Annotated in this window: 16 protein-coding genes; 15 read left to right on the top strand and 1 reads right to left on the bottom strand. The window is 72.3% G+C overall.

Annotated features, from left to right (window positions below):
* Nucleotides 1–369 precede the first annotated feature (369 nt).
* The 15 genes from ABT171_RS34070 to ABT171_RS34000 all read left to right on the top strand — a co-directional run bounded on the left by ABT171_RS34070 (nt 370) and on the right by ABT171_RS34000 (nt 19,562).
* On the top strand, nt 370–1,398 hold the full coding sequence (locus tag ABT171_RS34070; protein WP_351250269.1) for a ketoacyl-ACP synthase III family protein: 1,029 nt from the start codon (nt 370–372) through the stop codon (nt 1,396–1,398).
* 84 nt (nt 1,399–1,482) lie between these two features.
* Entirely contained in the window at nt 1,483–2,811 is a 1,329-nt protein-coding gene (locus tag ABT171_RS34065) for an NAD(P)/FAD-dependent oxidoreductase (RefSeq protein ID WP_351250268.1), read from the top strand.
* Nucleotides 2,808–3,809, top strand: coding sequence for an ester cyclase (locus tag ABT171_RS34060; RefSeq protein WP_351250267.1), 1,002 nt, complete (start codon nt 2,808–2,810; stop codon nt 3,807–3,809). Before ABT171_RS34065 ends, ABT171_RS34060 begins: the two co-directional genes overlap by 4 nt.
* A gap of 53 nt (nt 3,810–3,862) precedes the next feature.
* Nucleotides 3,863–10,015: a type I polyketide synthase gene (locus tag ABT171_RS34055; RefSeq protein ID WP_351250266.1), complete on the top strand. Its 6,153-nt coding sequence runs from the start codon at nt 3,863–3,865 to the stop codon at nt 10,013–10,015.
* Nucleotides 10,015–10,971 (top strand): 3-oxoacyl-ACP synthase III family protein, encoded by a 957-nt coding sequence (locus ABT171_RS34050; protein ID WP_351250265.1) that lies wholly within the window; start codon nt 10,015–10,017, stop codon nt 10,969–10,971. The genes ABT171_RS34055 and ABT171_RS34050 overlap by 1 nt, the downstream gene beginning before the upstream one ends.
* A gap of 61 nt (nt 10,972–11,032) precedes the next feature.
* Nucleotides 11,033–12,010, top strand: a complete 978-nt coding sequence (locus ABT171_RS34045) for a 3-oxoacyl-ACP synthase III family protein (protein WP_351250264.1) — start codon at nt 11,033–11,035, stop codon at nt 12,008–12,010.
* Nucleotides 12,007–13,278, top strand: coding sequence for a type III PLP-dependent enzyme (locus tag ABT171_RS34040; protein WP_351250263.1), 1,272 nt, complete (start codon nt 12,007–12,009; stop codon nt 13,276–13,278). The genes ABT171_RS34045 and ABT171_RS34040 overlap by 4 nt, the downstream gene beginning before the upstream one ends.
* A 32-nt stretch (nt 13,279–13,310) precedes the next feature.
* Nucleotides 13,311–13,577 (top strand): acyl carrier protein, encoded by a 267-nt coding sequence (locus tag ABT171_RS34035; RefSeq protein ID WP_351250262.1) that lies wholly within the window; start codon nt 13,311–13,313, stop codon nt 13,575–13,577.
* 5 nt (nt 13,578–13,582) lie between these two features.
* Complete coding sequence (locus tag ABT171_RS34030; protein ID WP_351250261.1) at nt 13,583–14,395, top strand: hypothetical protein; 813 nt, start codon at nt 13,583–13,585, stop codon at nt 14,393–14,395.
* A gap of 20 nt (nt 14,396–14,415) precedes the next feature.
* Nucleotides 14,416–14,901 (top strand): holo-ACP synthase, encoded by a 486-nt coding sequence (gene acpS / locus ABT171_RS34025; protein ID WP_351250260.1) that lies wholly within the window; start codon nt 14,416–14,418, stop codon nt 14,899–14,901.
* The gene (locus ABT171_RS34020) at nt 14,894–15,340 is read left to right on the top strand and encodes a 3-aminobutyryl-CoA ammonia lyase (protein ID WP_351250259.1); all 447 of its coding nucleotides are present in this window, start codon (nt 14,894–14,896) and stop codon (nt 15,338–15,340) included. Before acpS ends, ABT171_RS34020 begins: the two co-directional genes overlap by 8 nt.
* A 40-nt stretch (nt 15,341–15,380) precedes the next feature.
* Nucleotides 15,381–16,634, top strand: a complete 1,254-nt coding sequence (locus tag ABT171_RS34015; RefSeq protein WP_351250258.1) for an MFS transporter — start codon at nt 15,381–15,383, stop codon at nt 16,632–16,634.
* Nucleotides 16,631–17,101 carry an ester cyclase gene (locus tag ABT171_RS34010; protein ID WP_351250257.1) on the top strand — a complete coding sequence of 157 codons (471 nt, stop codon included), beginning with the start codon at nt 16,631–16,633 and terminating at the stop codon, nt 17,099–17,101. Before ABT171_RS34015 ends, ABT171_RS34010 begins: the two co-directional genes overlap by 4 nt.
* 29 nt (nt 17,102–17,130) lie before the next feature.
* Nucleotides 17,131–18,666 (top strand): class I adenylate-forming enzyme family protein, encoded by a 1,536-nt coding sequence (locus tag ABT171_RS34005; RefSeq protein WP_351250256.1) that lies wholly within the window; start codon nt 17,131–17,133, stop codon nt 18,664–18,666.
* Between the two features lie 59 nt (nt 18,667–18,725).
* The gene (locus tag ABT171_RS34000) at nt 18,726–19,562 is read left to right on the top strand and encodes a thioesterase II family protein (protein ID WP_351250255.1); all 837 of its coding nucleotides are present in this window, start codon (nt 18,726–18,728) and stop codon (nt 19,560–19,562) included.
* Nucleotides 19,563–19,575: 13 nt separating this feature from the next.
* On the opposite strand, the gene ABT171_RS33995 is transcribed toward ABT171_RS34000, so the two are convergent.
* Nucleotides 19,576–20,814 (bottom strand): L,D-transpeptidase, encoded by a 1,239-nt coding sequence (locus ABT171_RS33995; protein WP_351250254.1) that lies wholly within the window; start codon nt 20,812–20,814, stop codon nt 19,576–19,578.
* Nucleotides 20,815–20,823: the final 9 nt, after the last annotated feature.

The following is a 20,823-nucleotide window of genomic DNA, read 5'->3' as shown; positions in this document are numbered from 1 at the left end:
CCACAAGCCCTCTACTGACTTCTCCGGTTCCGTCGCCGAGGCGGGCGCGGTCCGATGAAGCCCCCACCGGGAGTGATCCAGGGCACAGCGCGGCGGCGCCGAAAAGACGTTGACCGTGAGGCTTGTTTCGATCTAAGTTCTCTGAGAATCAGGCAACAGAAGACCGATTTCGCACTCGCGGAGTTGTTGCCCTGATGTTACTGCTTCGTCAACGTGCCGCAACACGGGGGACAGATTCAAGACGGCACGCTGTCTCTTCGTTCGTGAAGCGCGTGTTGGCGCGAGCAGTCAGGTCGCAACGGGGAAGCAACGGGGGGATCGTTGATGTGCACTCCGGGATTACCGGAAGCAGGTGCGCACGGTGTCAGGTTGGCTCAGCCACTCGTCCTGAGCGCGGCCGTATGGCTGCCGTCAGGCCGGGAGACCGTGCAGGAAATGGTCGGCGCCGGACGGTTGGCCGCGGACGACGCCGAGGGCCTCGGGCTCACCGAGGTACCCGTCGCGGACCGCTCGGCGCCCGACATGGCCGTACTCGCCGGCCGCCGCGCCTTAGCCGCAAGTAACACAGATCCGGGCCGAGTTGGGCTGCTCGCCCACGCCTGGACATACCATCAGGGGCACGACTTCTGGTCACCTGCCCACTACATCGCCCACCAGCTGGGCGCCCACGCCGCGTTCCCGGTGGGAGTGCAGCAGCTGTCCAACGGGGGCGCCGCTGCTCTGGGCATGGCGGTCAGGGAACTGGTCGCCGCCCCGGAGGCGGACGCGGCGCTGGTGACCACCGCGGACAGGTTTACCCTGCCCGGATTCGACCGCTGGGCCGCCGACTACGGAGTGGTCTACGGAGACGCCGGAACCGCCGCGGTACTCCGCCGCCGAAACGGCACACACCCTTCCGGCGCCCTTCTGCTGAAATCCCTCGCCTTTGTCACGGACGCCTCGTTCGAGGACATGTACCGGGGGCGGGACGATTTCAGCCCGGCCCCGCTGGCCCGCGGCGGTGGCGTCGATGTACGGCGCCCCAAGAAGGCGTACCTCGAAATACACGAAGGCATCGAGGAATTCCGGCACGCCGCCACACACTGCGTGGGCGAAGCCCTGCGCCGCGCCCTGCACGACGCAGAAGTGGACCACACCGATCCGCGCCTGACCCACGTGGCGCTGCCACGGCTCAGCGACGGCACACTCGACCTCATGTACCGCCCCGTGGTGGAAAGCCTCGTGAAGGCGGACGTACTCGACCTGCGCGAAGCCAGCGGGCACCTGGGCGCGGGCGACCTGCTGGCCAACCTGGCGCACCTCGCCGCACCCGGAGTGCTGCGCCCGGGCGACCTCGCCGTCGTCCTCGGCGGCGGTGGCGGCTTCACCTGGTCCTGCGCCGTCGTAGAGGGCCTGTAACCGCCGCTTCGGACGCCCTTGCCCATCCCTACATCCCGGTAGGCCGGTTCGCCCTGCCCGGGAGTTGAGAGGACACAGCAAGCCATGAGCAACGCGTACGACGTCATCATCAACGGGGGGAGCGTCGCCGGATGCACGGCGGCGATCCTCTACGCACAGCGCGGGGCCAGGGTGGCCCTGCTGGAGCGTCGCTCCGACCCATCCGCGCACAAGATCCTGTGCACCCACTACATACAGGCCTCCGCCTATCCCGTCATGGCCGCAACCGGTCTGGCCGAGCAGCTGGAGAAGGCCGGTGCCATCGCCAACACCGCGCACTACTGGACGCGTTGGGGCTGGATCCGGCCGCCTCACGACGAGACCAGCGCCCACGGCTACAGCGTGCGCCGGCAGACCATGGACCCGTTGGTACGCGGGCTGGCCGCCGCCACCGAGGGCGTGGACCTCAAGCTGGGCCACACCGTGAACGGGCTGCTGTACGAGGCGGACCGGGTCGTCGGAGTCGAGGGAACGGCCGGCGGAGAGCGCTTCGCGCTGCGCGCACCCCTCGTCGTCGGGGCCGACGGCAAGGACTCGACCGTCGCACAGCTGGCCGGAGCCACGGCCGAGACCAGCGACAACAACCGCTTCAGCTACTTCGCGTACTTCCGGGGGCTGCCGCAGGTGAGCGACAACGTGGCCCGGGTCTACTACCTGGAGCCCGACAACGCCTACATCATGCCCAACGAGGACGGCGTCACCGTCGTCGCCGCCGTCGTCTCCAAGGACCGCCTGCCGGAGTTCAAGGACGACCTTGAGGGCGCCTACCTGAAGTTCATCCGGTCGCTGCCCGAGGCGCCCGACTTCGACAGCGCCGAGCGCATCTCCAAGATCATCGGCACCCTCAACTACCCCCTCGTCTCCCGCGTACCCGGCGGTCCCGGATGGGCTCTCATCGGCGACGCGGCCCTCACCAGCGACCCGCTCTCGGCCGTGGGCTGCGCCTGGGCGATGCAGTCGGCCCACTGGCTGGTGACGGAGACCTCCGCCGAGCTGACGGCCCCCGACCGGACACCGGACGCCGCCACCGCGCTCGACGCGGCCGTCGGCCGCTACCGCGCCCGCCACGCACGCGAGACGGGCCCGCACCACCACCTCATCGCGGACTTCGCGACGACCCGTCCGTTCAACGAGATCGAGGAGTTCTCGTTCTCGGCCGCCGCCAGGGACCCCGAGATGGCCGCGCACTTCCACACCTTCGGCTCCCGTCTGATGACGGTGGAGGAGTTCCTCGCCCCCGACGTCGTGGCCCGCATGGAGAAGGTCAACGGCCACGGTCTGTCCGAGGAGACCCTGCGCCTCCTGGCAGGCGGGGAAGAGCAGCCCTCCCAGCACGCCGCAGCCCAGGACGAGTCCGTAGGAGCCACCCGATGAACACCGCAGCCACTCCCGCACACCCGACCGGACCCGGCCGCTCCCCGCAGGACCTCTGGAACGCCTGGAACCGGCTGTGGAACGGCGACTACGCCATCGCCGACGACTTCGTGTCCCGCACCATGCGCGTCAACATCCCCCGGCACGGCATGCCGGACCCCGGCACGCTCACCGACGGCCCGCAGATCGCCGCCTGGATCTCGGCCTTCCGCTCCTCCTACGAGGACGACGCGTCCATCACGGGCGAGCTCGGCCCCTTCTTCGCCGGCGACTACGCCATCGGCCGCTGGGTCTTCCGCGGCACCTGGAAGGGCGGCAGGCCCGCCACCGCCACCGCCGGACCGGGTACCGAAGTCACCTTCCGCGGGGTGGACATCCTCCGCTTCGAGGACGGGCGCGTCGCCGAGTACTGGCTCTCCGACGACCAGCTCGACCTGTACGACCAGCTCGGTGCGGTCGGCGGCCCCGCGGCACCGCAGGGCCGGCCCGCGCCGGCGGAGAAGATCGCCGCACTCTCCCCGGACGCCGGGCGTTCCCTGCTCCTGGAGCACGTCCTCGACCTGACGGCCGAACTCCTGGAGGACGAGCGGGTGCGGGACACGGCCGGCACCGAGACCTTCCTCTCACTCGGCCTCGAATCCCTCCACGCCGTGGCGCTGCGCGACCAGCTGGAGACGGAGTACGCGGTGGCGCTGGCCAGCACGGTGGTCTTCGACCACCCCACCCCGCAGGCCCTGGCCCATCACCTGTGGACACAGCTCAACAGCGCCGACGGCACGCCGCCCGCGGACCTGCCCGCCACCCTGGACCGCCTGGAGGAGCTCGCCGCCGCGTCGCAGGGAGACGAACGCGCGCAGCTGGCCGACCGGCTGGCCGCCCTGGCCGAGCGCCTGGCACCGGCAGCCGGCACCGCGCCCGAAGAACTCGACAACGCCTCCGCCACGGAGCTGTTCGCCTACCTCGACAGCAGGCTCGGCACGACCAGGCAGCCCCAGTGAGCGCCCACCAGCTCAGCGGCCCCGACGAAGCGCCCAGCGAAGAGAAGAGCCGTATGTCCGACGAAGCACGACTCCTGAACTACCTCAAGCGCACCACCGCCGAGCTCGACCGCGCCGAGGCCCGCCTGCGCGAGGAGCGGGAACGCGCCTTCGAACCCCTCGCCATCGTGGGCATGAGCTGCCGCTTCCCCGGCGGCGTGACGACCCCCGACGAGCTGTGGCAGCTGGTGGACGAGGGCCGCGACGCCATCACCGACTTCCCCACCGACCGCGGCTGGGACATCGAGGGCATCTACGACCCCGACCCGGCCCGGGTGGGCAAGACCTATGTGCGGCGCGGCGGATTCCTGCACGACGCCGCCGAGTTCGACCCGGCCTTCTTCGGCATGTCCCCGCGCGAGGCACTCACCGTCGACCCCCAGCAGCGACTGCTCCTGGAGACGACCTGGGAGGCCTTCGAGGACGCGGGGATCGTCGTCGACGGCATGCGCGGCAGCGACACCGGGGTGTACGTCGGCATCATGTGCGACGAATACGGGCTGAGGTTCCTCAAGACCCCGATCGAGGGCATCGACGGCTACCTCGGGGTCGGCAGCGCCGGCAGCGTCGCCTCCGGCCGCATCTCGTACACCTTCGGCTTCGACGGCCCGGCCGTCACCGTCAACACGGCCTGCTCCTCCTCCCTCGTGGCCCTGCACCTCGCCGGGCAGGCGCTGCGGCGCAAGGAGTGCTCGCTCGCCGTGGTCGGCGGCGTGATGCTCATGGCGACGTCGTTCTCCTTCACCGAGTTCAGCCGCCAGCGCGGCCTCGCCCCGGACGGCCGGGCCAAGTCCTACGCCGAGGGGGCCGACGGCACCGCCTGGGCGGAGGGCGCCGGCGTTCTCCTGGTGGAGCGGCTGTCCGACGCACGCCGCAACGGCCACCGCATCCACGCCGTCATCCGTGGCTCCTCCGTCAACCAGGACGGCGCCAGCAACGGGCTGACCGCCCCGCACGGCCCCTCCCAGGAGAAGCTGATCCGCGACGCGCTGGCCGCCGCCTCCCTGAGGCCCGCCGACGTGGACGCCGTCGAGGGCCACGGCACCGGCACCAAGCTGGGCGACCCCATCGAGGCGCAGGCGCTGATCGCCACCTACGGGCAGGGCCGCGAGGGCACGCCGCTGTGGCTCGGCTCCCTGAAGTCCAACACCGGACACACCCAGTCCGCCGCCGGGATCGGCGGCGTCATCAAGATGATCAAGGCGATGGAGCACGAGCGGCTGCCGCGCACGCTGCACGTCGACGCCCCCAGCTCGCACGTCGACTGGTCGGCCGGAGACGTGCGGCTGCTGACCGAGCCGGTGCCGTGGCCCCGCCGCGAGCGGCCGCGCCGCGCCGGTGTCTCCTCCTTCGGCATCAGCGGGACCAACTCCCACGTCATCCTTGAGGAGCCGCCCGCCGAGGAGGCCCCCGCCGCCCCGCCCGCCGCGGCCGCACCACTGCCCTGGATCATCTCGGCCCGCACCGCCGAGGCCCTGCCCGCCCAGGCGCGCAAGCTGCGCGACGCCCTCGCCGCCGCACACCCGGTGAACGCCGCCCTCACGCTGGCCACGGCCCGCACCCCGATGGAGCATCGCGCGGTCGTCATCGGCAGCGACGCCGACGAGCTGCTGCGCGGCGTCGACGCCGTCGCGGCCGGGACCCCATCAGGACACGTGGTGCGCGGCACGACCCGCAACAACGGCCGGACCGCGTTCCTGTTCACCGGCCAGGGCAGCCAGCGGCTGCGGATGGGCCGCGAGCTCTACGACACCCACCCCGTGTACGCCGCGGCCTTCGACGAGGTGTGCGAGGCCCTGGACGCCCACCTTGAGGTGCCCCTCGGCAAGGTCCTCTTCGCCGACGACGACGCCGGCCGGGCGACCCTCAACCGCACGGAGTTCACCCAGCCCGCGCTGTTCGCCGTGGAGGTGTCCCTCTTCCGGCTCGCCGAGGCGTGGGGGATCCGCCCCGACTACGTCACCGGGCACTCCATCGGCGAGATCGCGGCCGCCCATGTGGCGGGCGTCCTGTCCCTGGCCGACGCGGCGAAACTGGTCGCCGCCCGCGGCCGGCTCATGCAGGCGCTGCCCGGCGGCGGCGCGATGACCGCGATCGAGGCCACCGAGTCCGAGGTGCTCGCCGCGCTCGACGGGCGGGAGAAGCAGGCCTCCGTGGCCGCGCTCAACGGCCCCCGGTCGGTGGTGCTCTCCGGTGACGCGGACGTGGTGGACGAGATCGCCGGCACCTTCCGCGAGCAGGGGCGCAGGACGAAGAACCTGCCGGTCAGCCACGCGTTCCACTCGCCCCACATGGACGGGATGCTGGACGAGTTCGCCGAGGTGGTGGCCGGTCTGACGTTCAGCGCCCCGGACATCCCGCTGGTGTCCGACGTGACCGGGCGGCTCGCGGGCCCCGAGGAGCTGTGCCGCCCCGGCTACTGGGTCGAGCACGTCCGCAGGCCGGTGCGCTTCAGCGACGCCGTGGAGACGCTCTACGGTGAACGCGCCAGGACGTTCGTGGAGATCGGCCCGGACGGCACCCTGTCGGGCCTGGTCCGCGGCTGCCTGGGCGACGACCGGCAGGCCCTCGTGGTACCGCTGCTGCGGCCGGGCCGCAGCGAGCCCGAGGCGGTCCTGAACGCGCTCGCCGAGCTGCACGTGCACGGCGTCTCGCCGGACTGGGCCGCGGTGCTCGACGCGTTCGGGGGACACCGCGTCGACCTGCCGACGTACGCCTTCCACCGGCAGCGCTACTGGCTCGACGAGCCCGCGGACGCCGGGGACGTGACCGCGCTCGGCCTGAGTTCCGCGGAGCATCCGCTGCTCGGCGCCGTCACCGAACTCGCCGCGGGCGACACGGTGGTGTTCTCGGGCCGGCTGTCCCGGCAGACCCACCCGTGGCTCGCCGACCACGTCGTCCATGACATGGTCCTCGTTCCCGGGACGGCCCTGCTGGAGCTGGCCACCCGGGCCGCGACCCACGTCGGGTACGGCACCGTGGAGGAACTCACCCTCCAGGCGCCGATGGCGCTCCCCGAGCAGGGGGGCATCCGCGTGCAGCTGTCCGTCGGCGCGCCCGAGGAAGAGGGCCGGCGCCCGGTGCTGCTGCACTCCGTCGCCGACGACGCTCCCGAAGGCACCGAGTGGGTCCGGCACGCCTCCGGGTGGCTGGCCCCCGGCAGCGGCCGTGCTCCGGAAGACCTGACGGCCTGGCCCCCGCAGGACGCCGAAGAGGTGGACCTTGAGGGCCTGTACGAACGCCTCGCCGACACCGGATTCGACTACGGTCCGGCCTTCCAGGCGCTGCGTGCCGCGTGGCGGAGCGACAACGAGCTGTTCGCGGACGTCGTCCTGCCCGCGGAGCAGCAGGACCAGGCCGGTTCCTTCGGGCTCCACCCCGCGCTGCTGGACGCGGCACTGCACGCCCTGGCCTGGGAGGAGCTCCGGACCGGCGGTGCCTCGGGTCGCCTGCCGTTCTCCTGGAACGGGGTGAGCCTGCACGCGGTCGGCGCCGACGCGCTGCGCGTGCGGTTCACCTACGACACCCCCGACTCGATCGCGCTGACCGTCGCCGACCGGGAGGGCACCGCCGTCGCCACGGTGGAGTCCTTCGTCTCCCGGCCGGCCGCTCCGGAGCAACTGGGCGCGGGGCGCCGTGTCTTCAAGGACGCGCTGTTCCGGACGGAGTGGACGCCCGTGCCCACGCCCGGCGGCCGGGCCGCGGACGCGCTGCGCTTCGCCTCCCCGGCGGCACTGCTCGACGCCCTCGCCGCCGGGCCGGTGACGGCCCGCACCACCGTGGTGAACTGCCTGCCGGACGCCTCCGGCGACACCCCCGACGCGGTGCGCCGCACCGCCCACGAGGTGCTCTCCCTGCTCCAGACGTGGCTGGATCAGGGCCCCGAGGCGCCGTCCCGGCTGGTCCTCGTCACCCGCCGGGCGATCGGCGCCCGCCCCGACGAGGACGTGGTGGATCTCGCCGCCGCGCCGCTGTGGGGTCTGGTGCGCTCGGCCCAGTCCGAGGCCCCCGAGCGGTTCGCGCTCGTCGATGTCGACACCGACACCGACATCGACATCGAGACCGGCACAGCAACCGGCGCGGCCGACAGCGTCTTCGCCGCCGCCCTCGCCTCCGGCGAACCCCAGCTCGCCGTGCGCGGCGGTGTGTTGCTCGCACCCCGGCTGAAGGCGGCACCGGCCGTGGCCGACGCCGCCGCCCCCGCCGCCGCATGGCAGGGCACCGTCCTGGTGACCGGCGGCACCGGCGGCCTCGGCGCACTGCTCGCCCGCCACCTGGTCACCGCCCACGGCGCGCGCCGCATGCTGCTGGTCAGCCGGCGCGGCCCGCAGGCCGAGGGAGCCGCCGCACTCGTCGCCGAACTCGCCGGCCTCGGCGCCGAAGCGACCGTCGTCGCCTGCGACGTCACCGACCGCGCGGCCCTCTCGGAGCTGCTCGCGTCGATCCCCGCCGCGCACCCGCTGAGCGCGGTGGTCCACACCGCGGGCGTCCTCGACGACGGCATCCTCACCTCGCTCACCCCCGAGCGGCTCGACCGCGTGCTCGGCCCCAAGGTCTCCGCGGCCTGGCACCTGCACGACCTGACCCGGGACCTGGACCTGGGCGCCTTCGTGCTCTTCTCCTCGATCGCCGGGGTCCTCGGCAGCCCGGGCCAGGCCAGCTACGCGTCGGGCAACACCTTCCTGGACGCCCTCGCCCAGCACCGGGCCAGCAGCGGGCTGCCCGCGACCTCCCTGGCCTGGGGCGTGTGGGAGCCGACCGGAGGCATGGCGGGCACCCTGCGGGACACCGACCTGAAGCGGATGGAACGCTCCGGGATCCTGCCGATCTCGCCCGAACTCGGTACGGAGCTGTTCGACGCCGCCGTCGCGGACGCGGCACCCGTCCTCGTCCCGGCCCGCCTCGACCGCAAGGCGCTGCGCGGACTGGGCGAGGACCTGGCGCCCGTCCTGCGGGGCCTCGTACGCACGGCTGCCCGACGCGCCGGCACCGCGGGGCCGGCCGGCCCCGCCGCCTCACCGTCCGGCGGGGCGACCGGGTCGCTGCGGGACAAGCTCGCGCACCTCCCCGAGGACCGGCGCCGGGCCGCCGTCGTCGACGCGGTCCAGGACATCGTGGCGGCCGTGCTCGGGCACGACACCACCGACGCCATCGAGCCCGAGACCCCCTTCCGCGAACTCGGAATGGACTCGCTGACCTCGATGGAGCTGCGCAACGCGCTGAACCGGGAGACCGGCCTGAAGCTGCCCGCCACCGTCGTCTTCGACCGCCCGAGCGTGGACGCCATGGCGTCGCACATCCACGAGCAGATGGGCGCGCTCGCCCCGGGAGCGGCCGCACCGGCCCCGTCCAGCGCACTGACCGAGCTGCTGCGCACCGCCCACGAGGGCGGCCGCCTGGAGCACGCGGTGGAGCTCCTTGTCGCCGCCTCCCGGATCCGTCCCGCGTTCGAGGAGGGGGACCGGCTGCCGGCCTTCCCGAAGGCCGACGGACCGGCCGGCGAGCCCCTGGTCGTCTGCTTCCCGTCCATGATCGCGATCTCCGGCCCGCAGGAGTACGACCAGTTGCTCCCCCACCTGGGAGAGCGAGCCGTCTCCGTCCCGGCGCTGCCCGGATTCACCGGCGGCGAAGCGCTCCCCGCGTCACTGCCGGCCTTGACCGATGCCCTGGCCCGCGAAGCGGCGCAGGCCGCCGACGGGAGGCCGCTGGTCCTGCTCGGCCGCTCCACCGGCGGCTGGATAGCGCACGCCGTGGCCCAGCGCCTCCAGGAGCAGGGGGCCGCCCCCGCCGCCGTCGTGCTGATCGACACCCTGGCCAGCCCGTTGGACCTGGACGACCTGTCGATGGTGTCGGACCAGATGCTGAACGAGCAGAACGTCCAGTGGCTGGATGACGACCGGCTCATCGCGATGGGCGGCTACATCCGGGTCTTCGACGGCTGGCAGCCGCAGCGCGGCGGCGTACCCACGCTGCTCATCCAGGCGGGCGAACGGTCCGGCGCGCACGCCCTGCCCCGCTGGGACCTGGCGGACACCACCGTGGAGGTCCCGGGCGACCACTTCACGATGCTGGCCGAGCACTCGGCGACGACCGCACAGGCGCTGGCCGACTGGCTGGGCACGGTCCTCGCCGGCGCCGGGAGCACCGCCGCCGGGGTGAGCGCGTGATGAGCGCACCGCTCGGCTCCCTGGAGCGGGTCGAGTCCCATGTGCCGGACCGGCGGCTGACCATCGAGGCCCTGGCCGGGCCGCTGGGGCTCAGCCGCGCCAAGCTGTCCCTGTTCCGCAAGGTCCACGGCCTGCACACGCTGCACGAGAACCCGTCCGAATCCCTCTACGACCTCGTCCTTCCGGCCGCCCGGCGGGTGGTCGAGCAGGTGCCGGACCCGCGCCGCATCCGCTATGTGGTCTACGCGCACGCCATCCACGAGGTCGCGCCCGCGGGCACCGACCTCGCCGCCGGCATCCGCGACGCGCTGGGACTGCACCACGCGGAGGCCTTCGCCCTCGGCCAGCAGAACTGCGCCGCGGGCCTCGGAGCCGTCGATGTCGTGGTGCGGCTGCTGCGCGACGGGGACGCCGAGGACCGGGCGTTGCTCGTGACCGGGGAGAAGCCGCACTCGCCCGTGATCCGGACCGTGCCCAACACGGCGATCATGGGCGAGGCCGGGGCGGCGTGTCTGCTCTCGGCGGGCGGCCCGGGGGACGCGGTGCTCTCGCACGCCTCGCGCACCGTGGGCGAGTACGCGCAGCTCGTCGGCATGCCCCCCGAGCTGGCCGCCCTGTACGGGAAGAGCTACGCACCCGTGCTCGCCGACGTGATGCGGCAGGCCGTCCTCGAAGCCGGACTGACCCTGGACGACATCGACCTGATCATCCCGCACAACGTCAATCTGCTGGCCTGGCGCAACACCGCCGCCGAACTGGGCGTCTCCCTGGACCGCGTGTTCCTGGACAACGTCCCGCGCTACAGCCACTGCTTCGCCTCCGACCCGTTCGTCAACTACACGACGCTGCGCGATGCCGGACGGCTCGTCGAGGGGCGCCACTACCTGATGGCCTGCGTGGGCGCCGGCGCAACGTTCACCGCCCTGGCCCTGACCCACCGAGGAGGCACCCGGTGAACGGCACCGGCGTACACCGCGCCCCGCAGCCCGCCCGACCGAGAACCCTGGAGTGCCATCGATGACGACGACGCCCCTGACGACCCTTGAGGCCGTGGAGTCGTTCGCTCCCGACCGCGTCGTGCCCATCGAAGAGCTGGCGGAGCGCCTGCGGCTGCGTCCGACCAAGGTCCGTCTCTTCCGCCGTATCCACGGCCTGCAGGAGATCCGGTTCGACCCTGAACTGTCCCTGTACGACGTGGTGCTGCCGGCCGCCCGCCGGATCGTGGCCGGACCGGGCGTCGCCGAACGCATCCGGTACGTCGTCTACGCGCACACCACGCAGGCGGTGGCCCCGGCCCACATCGATCCCGCCCAGGAGATCAGGAACCGGCTCGGCCTCAAGCACGCCGAGGCGTTCGCGGTGAGCCAGCAGAACTGCGCGAGCGGCATGGCCGCGGTCGATGCCGCCGGCCAGCTGCTCAGGGCAGAAGGCGGCCCGGGCGACCGCGCCCTGGTGGTCACCGGCGAACAGGCCTACTCACCGAAGATCCAGCTGATCCCGGACATCGCCATCATGGGGGACGCCGCGGCCGCCTGCCTGGTGGGCCTGGACGGAGCCGGGGACGCGGTCCGCTCGTACACCACCCGCACCCTGGGCGAGTACTCCGCCGCCATGCTCCTCGACGAGGAGAAGTCCCTTGAGGTCAGCACGGTCTACGCGCCGGTCCTCGCCGAGGTCGTGCGCGAGGCCGTCGAACAGGCGGGCATGACCCTGGACGACATCGACCGGATCATCCCGCACAACGTCAACCTGCAGTCCTGGCGGCAGACCATCGCCGAGCTGGGCATCGACCGCTCCCGCGTCTTCCTCGACAACGTCGGGCGCTACAGCCACTGCTTCGCCTCCGACGTGTTCCTCAACTACACGACCCTGCGGGACGCGGGCGGCCTGCGGGACGGACACACCTACGTCTTCGCGACCGTCGGCCTCGGCGCCACCTTCGCGGCCATGGTCGTCACCCACCGAGCGTCCGGCGCGGCACAGGAGGCAGCATGAGCACCGGCGAGTTCCATGTGCAGGGCGTGCCGGTCTCGGACATCGCCGCCGAGTTCGGCACACCCCTGTACGTCTACGACGCGGACGTACTGCGCGACACGTACCAGGGGCTGCGGGACCGGCTGCACCCCGCGGTGGACATCTTCCTGTCCCTGAAGGCCAACCCCAACATCAGTGTCATCGGCCTGCTCGGGTCGCTGGGCGCCGGAGCGGAGGTCTCCTCGCTGGCCGAGCTGGAGACGGCGCGGCGGGCCGGCGTCGCACCGGAGAACACCATCTTCCTCGGGCCGGGCAAGACCCGGGCCGAGCTGGAGGCCTGCGTCGCCGCCGGGCTGCACGCGGTCATCTGCGAGTCGCTCGACGAACTCCAGGTGCTCGACGACCTGACGGCGCGGACGGGCCGGGGCAGGACACCGGTGATGCTGCGGATCAACCCCGACTTCCACACCAAGGGATCCGGGCTCGCCATGGGCGGAAAGCCCCGCCAGTTCGGCATCGACGTCGCTCAGGTGCGCCGTTCCCGGGACCTGCTGAAGAGCCTGCGCCACGTGGACGTCACGGGACTGCACGCCTACATGGGCACGCGCTTCCTCCACCACGAGGACCTGGTCCACAACACGCGCGAAATCCTCGCGACGGCACGGGAACTGTCCGCCGAGACCGGAATCCCGCTGCACACGGTGGACTTCGGCGGCGGCTTCGGCGTCCCGTACTTCGACAACGAGACGCCCCTGGACACCGACGCGCTCACGGCCGGCATCAACGAAGCCGTGACGGAGTTCCACCGCGACCACCCGGACTGCCGCCTGATCAACGAGCTCGGGCGCTACCTCACCGCACCCTGCGGCACCTATGTGACCCGGGCACTGCAGGTGAAGGAGTCCATGGGGGAACACTTCGTCGTCGCCGACGGCGGTACCAACCACCACATGGCGGCCGTGGGCGTGGGCAGCTTCGTGAAGCGCAACTTCCCGATCCGCTCCCTGACCCGGTACGCCGAGCAGCCGGACCGCACCTACACCGTCACCGGGCCGCTGTGCACGCCCAACGACGTGATCGGCAAGCGGGTGGCGCTGCCCGAGGTCGCCCCGGGCGACCTCATCGGAGTCGAGCGCTCGGGCGCGTACGGGCCCTCCGCCTCACCCGGCCTGTTCCTCAGCCATGGCTTCCCCGCCGAGGTCATGGTCCACGACGGCACCGCCCACCTGGTGCGGCGCCGCGACACCCTCGACGACCTGCTCGGCAAGCAGCAGCTCGTCGCGTTCTGAACCCCGCCCCTCTCACACCAAGGAGTCCACTCGTGGACAAGCAGATCGTCGCCCAGGTCGAGGCCGCCCTCAGTGACGTACTGGAGCGCGAGATCACCGGCCTGACCGAGGACACCCGGCTCCTCGAAGACCTCCACCTGGACTCGACCTCGGTCATGGAGATGCTGATGTTCCTCGAGGACAGCCTCGGCATCGTCATCGACCCCGAGAACCTCGACATGGAGGACTTCCAGTCCATCGGCACCCTGACCGCCTACCTGGCGCGCGTCAGCCCCGAGCCGCAGCTGCAGGACCGGTGAGCGGCATGACGACCCTCACCGCGTCGTCCGTCGTCGTCTCCCCGGACGGCGGCCCCTTCCACGACGACCCGGCCATACTCGGCTTCTACCGCGACCTGGCCGAGCCGTTCGGCGCCACCGTGGACGAGCAGCGGCTGCGCAGCGGCCGGAACGTGTTCCACAAGGACCTCGTGGACCGCCTCGTCCAGAGCGAGGAGCTCAGCGGCGCCACGGCCGACCTGGTCGTCGTCACCCACGCGCTGCCCGACGTCCACCCGTTCACGGCCGTCGCCTCCCACCTCAACATGCGGCTCGGCGGCGGGGCGCAGAGCTTCTCCATCAGCGAGCAGGGTCTCGCGGCCCCCTTCACCGCGCTGCGGATCATCTCCGCCTACCAGCGCGGGGGCCGCTCCCGGAGCGCCGCGCTCGCCGTCCTGGAGCAGACGACGCTGCCCACCCCGCACCCGCTCGTGGACTCCGGCGAACTCACCGACTCCGGAGTGCTCCTGCTCCTGAAGAACGGTGAAGGACTCCAGGCGGACACCGTCGAGTCGTCCGACGACGCCGGGGCGACCCTCGCCCGGCTGCGCGAACTCGCCGCCGGCGGGCCGGACACCCTGCTGGTCACCGGCCCCTGGGTCCAGGAGCGGGACTTCGGCGGCACGGCCCGGGTCCACCGCGTCGCTCCGGGCAGCTACTGCACCAGTGTCTGGCTCGACCTGGCCCGGCACTGGCGGCAGTGGCAGCGCGACCACCGCCTGGTGGTGCTGTGCGACGTGGACCCGCTGTCCGGCAGCGGACACCTCGCCGTGCTCCACTCGACCGGCACCGCGGGCTAGCGGAAGCCCGGGACGCCCGCATGCGCATCGGTGTCGATGTCCTCGCCCTCGGCGAACTGGACCGGCTCAACACCCGCGAGTGGTTCCGCCGGCACACCTACGCCGACGAGGAGCTGGGGTACGCCGCGACGCTCTCGCCCAGCCGGGAACGGGAGTTCCTGGCCGGCCGGTTCGCCGCCAAGGAGGCGGTCGTGAAGGCCCTGGGGACGGGCTTCGGCGGAGGCATCCGCCCGGCTCAGGTCTGCGTGGCGCGCGATGACCGCTCGGCACCGGTCGTCCGCCTCTCCGGCGCGGCCGCGCGCCACGCGCAGGAGCTCGGGCTCGCCGCGATCACGGTGTCCATCGCGCACAAGGGGGCCTGCGTCGTCGCCGTGGCCCTCGCAGAGGACCGCGGCGGCAGCGCGGCAGCCACCGGGCACCAGGCAGAACAGATCGCCACAACCGCCGTACGGAACATCACTCGGCTACGAACAGGTATGGGAAATGCGAGGAATGGCAATGCCTGAGAACCCGGAGGAGATCACGGCCACCCTTCGGGTGCGGATGAGCCCGCAGGACGCGCACTACGGCGGCCATCTGGTGTCCGGCGCCCGCCTGCTGCAGATCTTCGGTGACCTGGTCACCGAGATCACCATCAAGACCGACGGAGACGAGGGGCTGCTCACCGGATACCGGGACGTCGAGTTCCTCGCCCCGGTGTCCCCGGGCGACTACATCGAGGCCACCGCACGGCTGCGCGGCCGCAGCCGGCTGCGCCGGACCGTCGAGTTCACCGCGCACAAGACCGTCGTGTCCCGGTACGACCTCGGGGCCACCCGGGCGGAGACGCCGGCCGAGCCGGTGCTGGTCTGCCGTGCCGTCGGCACCGCCGTGGTGCCGCCGGCCGCCGCCCGCCGCGTCGCCGCACGCCCGGACCCGGCGCCGAGCGTGCCGGTCCTCACCTGATCAGTCCCCCCCCACAGAAGCGACCAGAAGGAAATCTCGCATGCCCACCCCCGAACCCACCCGCTCAGCGCTGCCGGGACGCGTCCTGGCCATCGCCGTGTGCAGCGCGTTCCTCGTCGGGCTCGACTCGATGATCACCGTCCCGCTGATCCCCGAGATCGCGTCCGACACCCACACCGCCGCCCGCTCCGGCGGCCTGCTCGTCAGCGCCTACGCTCTGCTGTTCGCCGTCGTGGCACCGCTGTGCGGCGCCATGTCCGACCGGATCGGACGCCGCCGGATCCTGTGCACCGGTCTGGTGCTGTTCGCCGTCGCCAACGTCCTGACCAGCCTCGGCAGCGACTTCACCTTCGTCCTCGCCACCCGGGCCCTGGCCGGCCTCGGCTCCTCCATGATCATGCCCAGTGTGTACGCGCTGATCGCCGAGAACTTCCCCTTCGAGCGGCGCGGCAAGGTCATGGGCATCGTCGTGGCCGGACTGCTCAGCTCCACCGTGCTCGGCGTACCGCTCGGCTCCTACCTCGCGTACCTGCTGGACTGGCGTGCCGCGTTCGTCGCCGTGGCCGTCGTCGCGGCCGCCGTCTACGTGACGGTCCTCGCCCTCCTGCCGGCCGTCGCGCCGAAGGCGCCGGCGCAGGGCGGGTCCGGCAACCCGGTCGCGGCCTACCTCGGCATGATCCGCCGCGCCGTCACCACGCCCGCGCTGCTGTGCGTCCTCGGCTCGACCCTGCTGTGGAGCGCCGCCCTGTACGGGATGTTCTCCAACATCGGCATCTTCTTCGCCGAGCGCTTCGGCTTCAACGAGGCACAGACCGGTTTCGCGATCATGGGATCCGGAGCGGGCAGCATGGCCGGCGCCCTCCTCGGCGGCCGGATCGCCGACCGCCTGGGCAAGCGCCGGGTCCTCGTGGTGGCGGCACTGGTGGCGGCCGGCGGAGTCAGCGCCGTACCGCTGATCGGACATCACCTCGCCGTCGTCCTCGTCGTGTTCATCACGTGGGGCACCGCCGTCGGCGTCGGCCAGCCCGCCCTCAACGCCCTGGTCAGCGAGTTGCGGCCGGAGATGCGCGGCACGGCGCTGGCCCTCAACGGCTCCGCGCAGTACACCGGGATGATGCTGGCCACCAGCCTCGCGGCCGCCCTCCTCGACAACAGCGTCTCGTTCGGCGTGATCGGCGTGATCTGCGGTGTCTGCGCCCTGGCGGTCCTCCCGCTGCTCGTCGGCGTACGGGTGACGGTGTCTCACGACGTGCCGGCCGCGGAGCCGGCGGCCCCGAAGGAGAAGACGGCATGAGCCCCCTCGGCAGCCCGGAGACGGATCTCGGGAAGGTCCTCTTCGAACGGTTCGTGGACCTGTGGAACGGCGAGGTCGACTTCGCGGACACCCCGGACTTCATCGCCGACGACTTCGTCGTGCACAGTGCCGAACTCGCCCGCTATCTCGGCTTCCCCGACTCCAACCGGATCACCACCAGGGACGGGCTCCTCGACTGGGTCCGTGCCGTGCGGACCCTGCTCCACGACGTCCGCTTCACCACGGACCCCGGCCCGCTGCGCGACGGCGACTACGTGGCCGGGGGGTACACCGTCACCGGCAGGTACGCGGGCGGCGCGCCCACCGCCACCGTCGCCCCCGGCACCCCGGTGCGCTACACGGGCATGTCCATCGTCCGGCTGCGGGACGGCAAGCTGGCCGAGTACTGGGTGCTCTCCGACGGCCTCGGCCTCCTCTCCCAGCTGGGAGCGATCCCCAGCCCCTGACCACCCGTATCCCGGCAAGGACTGACCACATGTCTCAACCCACCCTGCTCCACCACCTGCTGGACGCGGCGGCCGGGAGGTCGCCCGACCGTCCCGCCGTCACACGCCTCGACGCGACCGTGACGTACGGCGAACTGCGGCGGGCGAGCCTCAGCCTCGCTTCCTGGCTGCGCGCGCGGGGCGTCGCGCGCGGCGACCGGATCGTCTTCTCCCTCCCGCCCGGCACCCTCACGCCCGCCCTGGTCTACGCCGCCTCGCGGGCCGGCGCCGTGTACACGGTGCTGCACGAGCAGGTCGTCGGCGCACCGCTGGAGCACGTGCTCGACGACTGCGAGCCGGCCCTCGTCGTGGGCGCCGACCCCGCGGTGCTCGACACCGCCCGGGACCGGGGCATCACGGCCGTCTCCGCCGCCGACGCCGCCACGGTCGCGTTCGGCTCCGACGACGCACCCGAGCCCCCGGAGTCCGCCGCCGGCGCCCCCCTGGCGGTGGACCCCGTCTCCCTCATCTACACGTCGGGCACCACGTCGGCGCCCAAGGCGGTCGTGAGTACGCACCAGCAGGTGCTGTTCGCCGCCCAGGCCATCCAGCAGGTCCTCGCGTACCGACCCGACGACGTCGTCTACTGCCCCCTGCCGCTCTCCTTCGACTACGGCCTCTACCAGCTCTACCTCGCGGCCCTCAGCGGGGCCCACGTCGTCCTGGGCAGCGCGGCGGAGGCGGGGCCGGCCCTCCTGCGCAACCTGCTGGACAGCGGTGCGACGGTGCTGCCCGCGGTCCCCTCCGTCGCCGAGTCGCTGGCCTGGCTCGTCAAGCGGGCGGCCCGCCGCCCCGCGCTGCGTCTGGTCACCAACACCGGAGCGGCTCTGTCGACCGATACCCTCAACGCGCTGCGCAGCGCGATACCCGGTCTGCGCGGCCAGGTCATGTTCGGCCTCACCGAATGCAAGCGGGCGACGATCATGCCCCCGGACGGGGACCTGGACCGGCCCGGATCCTGCGGCCTGCCGCTGCCCGGCACCGAGGTCGTCGTGGTCGACGACGAGGGCGCCCCCCTGCCGTACGGCGAGATCGGCGAGATCACGGTGCGCGGACCGCATGTGATGGCCGGCTACTGGCGCCGCCCCGAACTCAACGCGGAGAAGTTCCCGCGCCGCGACGGACTCTTCCCCGAGCTGCGCACCGGCGACTACGGCTGGCTGGACGAGGACGGCTACCTGTACTTCTCCGGCCGACGGGACGACCTCTACAAGGAGCGGGGCTTCCGCGTCAGCGCCACCGAGGTCGAGGCCGCCGCCCACCGCGTCCCCGAGGTCGTGTCGGCCGCGGTGCTGCCCCCGTCGGGGAAGAAGACCGCTCTCCTGGCCGTGGTCACGGACCTCGCGGCCGACGAGGTGCTGGAGCGGATGCAGGACCAACTGGAGGAATTCAAGATCCCGCGCCGCTGCGTGGTCCTCGATGCGCTGCCGCTGAGCCGCAACGGCAAGGTGGACCGCAAGGAGCTGGCGCGTCTCGTCGAAGGCCGCCCGGCCACAGCGGAACGGGTGTCCGCCGGCAACGCCTGACAGCCGGTCCACGCCGGCAACGCCTGACAGAAGGAACAGAAGGAGAGGACCGCGGCACCGTGCAGCAGACGTCCAGCGCCGACCGGGCGGCCACCCCCATCCCGCGGCTCCCCACCGCGCGCGGGCCGGTGACGGTCCCCCGGCCGGTGCCGGACGCGGCGGTGCGCCTCTTCCTCTTCCACCACGCCGGCGGCTCCCACCGGCTCTACCTGGGCTGGGAGCGGGAGTTCCCCGCCGACTGGGAGCTGTGCCTCGTCGACGCCCCGGGGCGGGGCAGGCTCCTCGGCCGCCCGCTGATCGGCACCTGCGACCGCCTGGTGGACTACTTCCTCGGCGAGCTGGAGCCGTGGATGGACCGGCCGTTCGCCTTCTTCGGGCACAGCATGGGCGCACTGGTCGCATACGAGCTGACGCGCCGCCTCGTGGAGGAGGAGCGGCCGCTCCCGCTGTGGGCCGGGCTGTCCTCGCGCGGGGCTCCCCGCGAGCGCGCGGCGACGGCCTCCCGGGGCCGCCACGAATGGACGGACGCCGAACTGCGCGACTGGCTGCGGTCAGTGGGCGGCACGCCGGACAAGGTCCTCGACAGCGCGCGCCTCTGGAAGGCCTTCGGGCCGGTCTTCCGCAACGACTTCGCGCTCGTCGACACCTGGCGCCCGGTCCCGGACAGCGAGCCGCTGCCCGTCCCGCTCGCCGCCTTCGGGGGCACCGAGGACGACCTGGTGGAACGCGCGCGGCTCGCCGCCTGGGCCGGGCACACACAACGCTTCAGCGGTCCCCACCTGCACAGCGGCGGCCACTTCTACCTCCAGCGGCACAGGCGTGCGATCGCGCGACGCATCACCGAAGCGGTGACCGTCCCCCCGCGCACTCCGAGCGCCGCCGGGGCCCGCTCCTGAGGAGTGCGCGGGGTCAGCGGGTCGCGCTGCCCGAGACCCACGCGCTCCACGGCATGTTCCAGTCGCCGAGGCCGTTGTCCGGCGCCGGCACGGTCTTGTCCTCGGAGTTCTTGACGACCACGACGTCACCGGTCATCGAGTTGTCGAAGAACCAGGCGGCGGGCTGGTCGCCGTCGCCGCCGCCCCTGACGTCCTTCAGGCCCACGCAGCCGTGGCTGGTGTTGACCTTGCCGAAGACCGAGTCGGCAGCCCAGTAGTTGCCGTGGATGAACGTGCCCGAGTCGGTCAGGCGCATGGCGTGCGGTACGGCCTTGATGTCGTAGGCGGGCTTGCCGTCCTTCGTCCTGAGGCCGACGCTCGCACCGTTCATATGGATGTGGCTGAACTTCTCGGAGATGACCATCCGGCCGTTGTACGTCGGGTGCTCGGGGCTGCCGGACGAGATCGGGATGGTCCGGATCGGCTTGCCGTCCCGTACGACGGTCATCTGCTTCGTCCTGGCGTCGACGGTACTGATCTGGCTCCGGCCGATCTTGAACGTGACCGTCTTCTGGATGCCGTGGCGGGTGAGCCTGACGGTGACGGTGGAGCCGGGCTGCCAGTAGTGCTCGGGGCGGAAGTCCAGGCGGTCGTCGTGGAACCAGTGGCCGACGACCCGCTGCCCGCTGCTGGAGCTGACCTGGATCTCCGACTCCACGGCGGCCTTGTCGCCGACCGCCTTGTCGAAGGTGACCGTCACCGGCATGCCCACGCCGACGGTCGAGCCGTCCTCGGGGGAGACGTGCCCGATGAAGTCGTTGGCCGGGGACACCGTGGAGATCGCGGCGTTCTCGCCGGCAGCGCGGCCCTGGGCGTCCTCGGCCTCCGCGGCGATCTGGTACTTGGTGGCCCGCTCCAGCTGCCCGTCCGGCTTCCAGGAGGTGCCGTCCGCGGACAGGGTGCCCGGGACCTCGGCACCGGTCGCGACGGCGGTCATGGTCACCTTGGTGAGCTTGCCGTCACGGACGGTGACGCTGACGCTGCTGTCGACCCCGACGCCGTAGGCACCCTGCCCGGGTGTGATCTTTATTCGGGCGTCGGAAGCGTCCTGGGCGTCCGCCTGGTGCGCCCCCGGCTGCGCCGGCTGGTTCCCGGCGCCGTTGCCGCCGGTGGCGGCGTAGCCGGTGCCGCCGAAGGCCGTCAGCGCGAGTACGCCGCCGAGTACGCCGGCCGCGGCCGTCAGTCCGGTGTGTCGCTTGCGTGCCGTGATCAAACGCTTCTC

It is taken from the genome of Streptomyces sp. NPDC001851 (assembly GCF_040297165.1).
Classification (GTDB): domain Bacteria; phylum Actinomycetota; class Actinomycetes; order Streptomycetales; family Streptomycetaceae; genus Streptomyces.
Note: the sequence above shows the minus strand (reverse complement) of the source record. Positions and strands in the feature narration are given on the sequence as shown.